Origin of the sequence: Marivita sp. (genome assembly GCF_020055635.1) — a bacterium.
Lineage (GTDB): Bacteria > Pseudomonadota > Alphaproteobacteria > Rhodobacterales > Rhodobacteraceae > Marivita.
The window spans coordinates 1-5,329 of sequence record NZ_JAIPUT010000123.1 but is presented as its reverse complement, the minus strand read 5'-3'; the positions used below and the strand labels follow the sequence as shown (position 1 = coordinate 5,329).

The window sequence follows — 5,329 nt, the reverse complement described above, 5'->3', positions numbered from 1 at the left end:
GCACTGCGCTGGCAATGCTGCGGGCGTATCGCATTCGGATTTTGTCGCTGCTGATCGTGATCTTTGCCGACGTCTTCCGCGCCATTCCGCCGCTTGTGCTGATCCTGATCGCCTTTTTCGGCCTGCCCAATGCGGGGCTGTTCCTGTCCAGCTTCGTCGTGCTGTTCCTGGTGCTGACCCTCACGCTCGCCGCTTTTGCCGAAGAGATCATCTGGGCCGGGATCACCTCGGTGGATCGCGGCCAATGGGAGGCGGCGCGCTCGACCGGGATCGGCTTTACCGGAACGCTGGTCTGGGTGGTGATGCCACAGGCGTTGCGCGTTGCGATCCCGCCGATGACCAACCGCGCCATCGCGATCACCAAGATGACGGCGCTTGGCACGGTGATCGGCGTGCCGGACATCCTCAACCAGGCGACCACGGCGCAAAGCTTTTCCGGCAACGCGTCGCCGCTGATGCTGGCGGCGATTGCCTATGTGCTGCTGTTCCTGCCGCTGGTGATCCTTGCCCGCTGGCTGGAAAGCCGCTTTTCCTGGCGAAAGGCGTAAGGCATGGACCAGTTGATCGAACAGTTCTTCAATGTCGAGATCATGGTCGCGGCCTGGCCGATGATCCTGCAAGGGCTGGGCATGACCTTGCTCATCTGCCTTGCCGTGATCCCGATGGGATTGGTGGGCGGGTTGCTGGCGGCGCTGGGATCGGCTGCGAGATCGCGCTGGATCCGGTGGCCGGTGATCGCGCTGGTGGATTTCTTCCGCGCCATTCCGCCACTGGTGTTGCTGATCTTCGTCTATGCCGGGCTACCCTTTGCCGGGCTGCAACTGTCGCCTTTCATGGCAGTCGTGATCGCGTTCTTTCTTAACAACTCGGCCTATTACGGCGAGATTTTCAGGGCTGGCATCCAGTCCGTTGGCTATGGCCAAAGCGAAGCCGCGCGGTCCACCGGCCTTAGCGCGCCGCAGACGCTGGGCTATGTCGTGCTGCCCCAAGCGGTGCGCAACGTCTTGCCTGACCTCTTGTCCAACACGATCGAAGTGGTGAAGCTTACCTCGCTGGCCTCTGTCGTGTCGTTGGGCGAAATGCTTCACGCAGCCGATATGGCGCGCTCCATCACCTATAACGCCTCGCCCATCGTACTGGCGGCACTCGTCTATCTTGTGCTGCTTTGGCCGCTGGTGCGGGTGGTCAGCCGTTTTGGAAAAAGTTTGAACGCATGATTAACGAGGGAGAGACACTATGCGGGAAATCGTGATCGGAGGCGCGCAGCTTGGCGCGATCCAGAAAGCCGAACCGCGCGCGGCGGTGGTGGAGCGGATGATCGCCTTGCTGCATCAGGCCAAGGGGGCAGGGTGCGATCTGCTGGTCTATCCCGAACTTGCGCTGACCACGTTCTTTCCGCGCTGGTACATGGAGGACCAAGCCGAAGTTGATCAATGGTTCGAAGCCGAGATGCCCAACGATGCCACGAAGCCTTTGTTCGAGGCGGCCAAGGCGGCGAACATGGCGATCAGTTTCGGCTATGCGGAACGCACCCCGGACGGGCATCATTTTAACACCTCAATCCTGACAGACCGCGAGGCCAACATCATCGGCAAGTACCGCAAGGTGCATCTGCCCGGTCATTCGGAATTCGACACGGAACGGGCGTTCCAGCACCTTGAGAAACGGTATTTCGAACCCGGCGATCTGGGCTTTCCGGTCTGGCGCAACATGGATGCGCTGATGGGGATGTGCATCTGCAATGACCGCCGCTGGCCCGAGGTTTATCGCGAAATGGGCCTGCAAGGTGTCGAACTGGTCCTGCTCGGCTATAACACACCCTCGGTGAACAGCCAGATGTCCGATGAAGGGCTGGAACAGCGGCTTTACCATTCCGACCTGTCGATGACTGCAGGGGCTTATCAGAACGCCACATGGGTCGTCGGTGTCGCCAAGGCGGGCGACGAGGACGGGCATCCGCTGATGGGCGGGTCGATCATTGTCGATCCAAACGGCTATGTCGTGGCACGGGCCAAGAGTGAAGACGACGAGTTGATCGTGCATCCCTGCGACATGGATGCCTGCAATTTTGGCAAGACCACGATTTTCGACTTTGGCCGCCACCGCCGGATCGAGCATTACCAGCGGATCGGCACCCAGACCGGCGTCGTGTTGCCCGACGCATGACAGACATTCTGGATCTGGACAGCATCAGCGCGCAGGACCGTTACAAGCTTCTGTCGGCGCTGGTGATCCCGCGCCCGGTGGCCTGGGTGACGACAATGGATGCGCAAGGCGTGGTCAACGCCGCGCCTTATTCGTTCTTCAACGTCTTCGGGCAGGACCCGGCGCTGATCATTCTTGGCCTGCAACACAAGCCCGATGGCAGCGCCAAGGACACCACCCGCAACATCGACGCAACCGGTGAATTCGTCGTGAACCTTGCAACGCCCGCGCTGGTCAGGGACATGGTGGGCACGGCGTCATTGATCCGGGCGAAAGCGAACCGACTGCGTTGGGGCTGAAACTGGCGCCCTCCGGTCGGGTAAAGCCGCCCCGGCTGGCCGATGCGCCGGTCGCCATCGAATGCGAACGCATGATGGCGCTGTCTCTGAGCGCCGAACGGTCGATCCTGCTGGGCCGGGCGATCGGACTTGCAACGCGCGCCGGGCTGGTGAACACCGCTACGATGTATGTCGACTGGGCCGGCGATTATCCGGTCGCACGGCTTTTCGCAGACCGGTATGCTCGGCTGGAAGAGATCGAACGGTTCGGGATTCCAGAGCCGTATCGACCGGAAAAGGATGCGGAGGACAGGGAATGACACAGAAGATCGACAGGGAATCCGAAGGCGTTTTCATCATCGCCGCGACACCATTCGCCAACGATGGCGCGCTCGATCTCGACAGCACCGACCGGATGGTGGATTTCTACCTCGACTGCGGCGTGTCGGGCATGACGATCCTCGGCATCATGGGCGAAGCCCCGAAACTCTCGGGCGAGGAATCGTCGCGCTTTGCCCAGCATGTGCTCGACCGCGTGGCGGGGCGGGTGCCCGTCGTGGTCGGCGTTTCGGGTGCGGGGCTCGACAACATGGCGCGGCTGTCGCACAGCGTGATGGATGCGGGTGCGGCGGGGGTCATGGTGGCGCCGATGCCGGGTCTGGCGACGGAAGCCAAGCTGAGAAGCTATTTCGCGCAGTTCTGTGCCGCGCTTGGACCCGATGTGCCTGTCTGTCTTCAGGATTATCCGCAGACCACCGGCGTGCAATTCAGCGTCGAGACCATTCTTCAACTGACTCGCGACCATGACCAGATTGTCATGCTCAAACACGAAGACTGGCCCGGCCTGAACAAGCTGTCCCGTGTGCGCGACGAGACCGGAACAGCCGATACGCCGCGCCTGTCGATCCTGACGGGCAACGCGGCGCTGTTCCTGCCACAGGAATTGCAGCGCGGCGCAGATGGCGCGATGACCGGCTTTGCCTATCCCGAAATGCTGGTGCAAGTGGTCGCACGACACAAGGCAGGCGATGTGGACGGCGCGGAAGACCTGTTCGACGCCTATTTGCCAATGGTGCGCTATGAGCAGCAGCTTGGCCTTGGCCTCGCCATCCGCAAGGAAATCCTGCACCGTCGTGGCGTGCTGGCCAGTCCCAAGGTCCGTGCACCCGGGCCGTCTATGACCAAGGCCGACCACGCAGAACTGATGCGCCTGATGGACCGTCTGGACCGAAAGCTGGCCGATCTTGGGTAAGAATGGAGGGGAGGAAGACAGCATGAAACATGATCTGGTGATCAAGGGCGGCACGCTGGCCACTGCGTCCGAGACCTTTCGCGCCGATATCGGCATTCGCGACGGCAAGATCGCTACGCTGGGCCATGACCTGAGCGGCGATGACGTGGTTGACGCCACCGGCAAGCTGGTCCTGCCCGGTGGGATCGAGGCGCATTGTCATATCGCGCAGGAAAGCGGCATGGGGCTGATGACGGCGGATGATTACGAGACCGGCTCAATCTCGGCGGCGTTCGGGGGCAATTCATGCTTCGTGCCCTTTGCCGCGCAGAAGATGGGACAGAGCGTGGCCGACACGCTGGCCACCTATGATGGCCGGGCAGCACCCAAATCGGTGATCGACTATTCCTACCACCTGATTCTGACCGACCCGAACGCCGATGTGCTGGCCGAACTGCCAGCGGTTTTTGACCGGGGCATCACGTCGTTCAAGGTCTTCATGACCTATGCCACCCGCGTCAGCGATGCGCAGTTTCTGGACATCCTGACCGTCGCGCGGCGGCATGGCGGGCTGACCATGGTGCATGCCGAGAACCATGACATGCTGACGTGGATGGCGACGGCCTTGGCCGAGAACGGCCATACCGATCCGAAATTCCACGCGCCCGCGCGCCCCGCTCTGGCCGAGGAAGAGGCGATCAACCGCGCGATCAGCCTGTCCAAGCTGACCAATGCGCCGCTGATGATCGTGCATGTCTCGACCCCCAAGGGCGCAAAGCTGGTGGCCGAGGCGCGGGCGGATGGGGCCTATGTGTTCGGTGAAACCTGCCCGCAATACCTGTTCCTGACCCGTGATGATCTGGACCGGCCCGGCAAGGAAGGGGCCAAGTTCATCTGTTCTCCACCCCTGCGCGACAGTCACACACAGGATGTCCTGTGGCGGCATATCGCGGGCGGTACGTTCAGCGTCGTGTCGTCCGACCATGCACCCTACCGGTTCGACGATACAGGCAAGTTCGCCAACGGGCGCGACGTGGATTTCCGCAAGTTCGCCAATGGCATGCCGGGGATCGAGATGCGCCTGCCGATGCTGTTCTCCGAAGGCGTGGTCAAGGGACGGATCAGCCTCAACCAGTTCGTGGCGCTGTCCTCGACCAACGCGGCGCGGCTTTACGGCATGCACCCGACCAAGGGCACGCTGGCCATCGGTGCCGATGCGGACATCGCGATCTGGGATCCGTCCGAGACGCGGGTTGCCGGCGAGATGCACGACGCGATGGATTACAACCCGTTCGAAGGGATGGAGGTCACCGGCTGGCCAGTGACCGTTCTGACACGCGGAAAGCGCATCGTGGAGAATGGCGAACTGATCGCCAAGCCCGGTGACGGGGCCTTTGTCAAACGGGGACGCAGCGATCTGTCGGGCCTCACCGGAACGCGCCTGCCCGAAACCGATCCGGCGACGAATTTCGGCGCAGAGATCCTGACATGAGCGGTCCCATCGTTGTCATCAACCCGAACTCGAACCAGGCGGTGACGGACGGGCTTAGGGACGCGCTGGCGGCCTTCGATGTGCCGGGCGGTCCTGACATCGAATGCCTGACGCTGGTCGAAG

General features: G+C 62.1%; 7 protein-coding genes. All 7 read left to right on the top strand.

Translation table 11 applies throughout. The features are described from left to right. Nucleotides 1-548: ABC transporter permease subunit (locus tag LCF60_RS23315; RefSeq protein WP_292294928.1), on the top strand; the 548-nt coding region annotated here is incomplete at its 5' end. Nucleotides 549-551: 3 nt separating this feature from the next. Next, entirely contained in the window at nucleotides 552-1,217 is a 666-nt protein-coding gene (locus LCF60_RS23310; RefSeq protein ID WP_292294927.1) for an amino acid ABC transporter permease, read from the top strand. 19 nt (nucleotides 1,218-1,236) lie between these two features. Continuing rightward, nucleotides 1,237-2,166 carry an N-carbamoyl-D-amino-acid hydrolase gene (locus LCF60_RS23305; RefSeq protein ID WP_292294926.1) on the top strand — a complete coding sequence of 310 codons (930 nt, stop codon included), beginning with the start codon at nucleotides 1,237-1,239 and terminating at the stop codon, nucleotides 2,164-2,166. Next, entirely contained in the window at nucleotides 2,163-2,504 is a 342-nt protein-coding gene (locus LCF60_RS23300; RefSeq protein WP_292294925.1) for a flavin reductase family protein, read from the top strand. Before LCF60_RS23305 ends, LCF60_RS23300 begins: the two co-directional genes overlap by 4 nt. Next, nucleotides 2,495-2,803 (top strand): hypothetical protein, encoded by a 309-nt coding sequence (locus LCF60_RS23295; protein WP_292294924.1) that lies wholly within the window; start codon nucleotides 2,495-2,497, stop codon nucleotides 2,801-2,803. Before LCF60_RS23300 ends, LCF60_RS23295 begins: the two co-directional genes overlap by 10 nt. Further along, nucleotides 2,800-3,735, top strand: coding sequence for a dihydrodipicolinate synthase family protein (locus LCF60_RS23290; protein WP_292294923.1), 936 nt, complete (start codon nucleotides 2,800-2,802; stop codon nucleotides 3,733-3,735). The genes LCF60_RS23295 and LCF60_RS23290 overlap by 4 nt, the downstream gene beginning before the upstream one ends. Nucleotides 3,736-3,757: 22 nt before the next feature. Next, on the top strand, nucleotides 3,758-5,206 hold the full coding sequence (gene hydA / locus LCF60_RS23285) for a dihydropyrimidinase (RefSeq protein ID WP_292294922.1): 1,449 nt from the start codon (nucleotides 3,758-3,760) through the stop codon (nucleotides 5,204-5,206). Nucleotides 5,207-5,329 lie beyond the last annotated feature (123 nt).

Excerpts from the sequence above, each read along its gene's own strand:
- LCF60_RS23310 (WP_292294927.1), top strand. The coding sequence starts at position 552 with ATGGACCAGTTGATCGAACAGTTCTTCAATGTCGAGATCATGGTCGCG.
- LCF60_RS23305 (WP_292294926.1), top strand. The coding sequence starts at position 1,237 with ATGCGGGAAATCGTGATCGGAGGCGCGCAGCTTGGCGCGATCCAGAAA.
- hydA (WP_292294922.1), top strand. The coding sequence starts at position 3,758 with ATGAAACATGATCTGGTGATCAAGGGCGGCACGCTGGCCACTGCGTCC.
- LCF60_RS23300 (WP_292294925.1), top strand. The coding sequence starts at position 2,163 with ATGACAGACATTCTGGATCTGGACAGCATCAGCGCGCAGGACCGTTAC.
- LCF60_RS23290 (WP_292294923.1), top strand. The coding sequence starts at position 2,800 with ATGACACAGAAGATCGACAGGGAATCCGAAGGCGTTTTCATCATCGCC.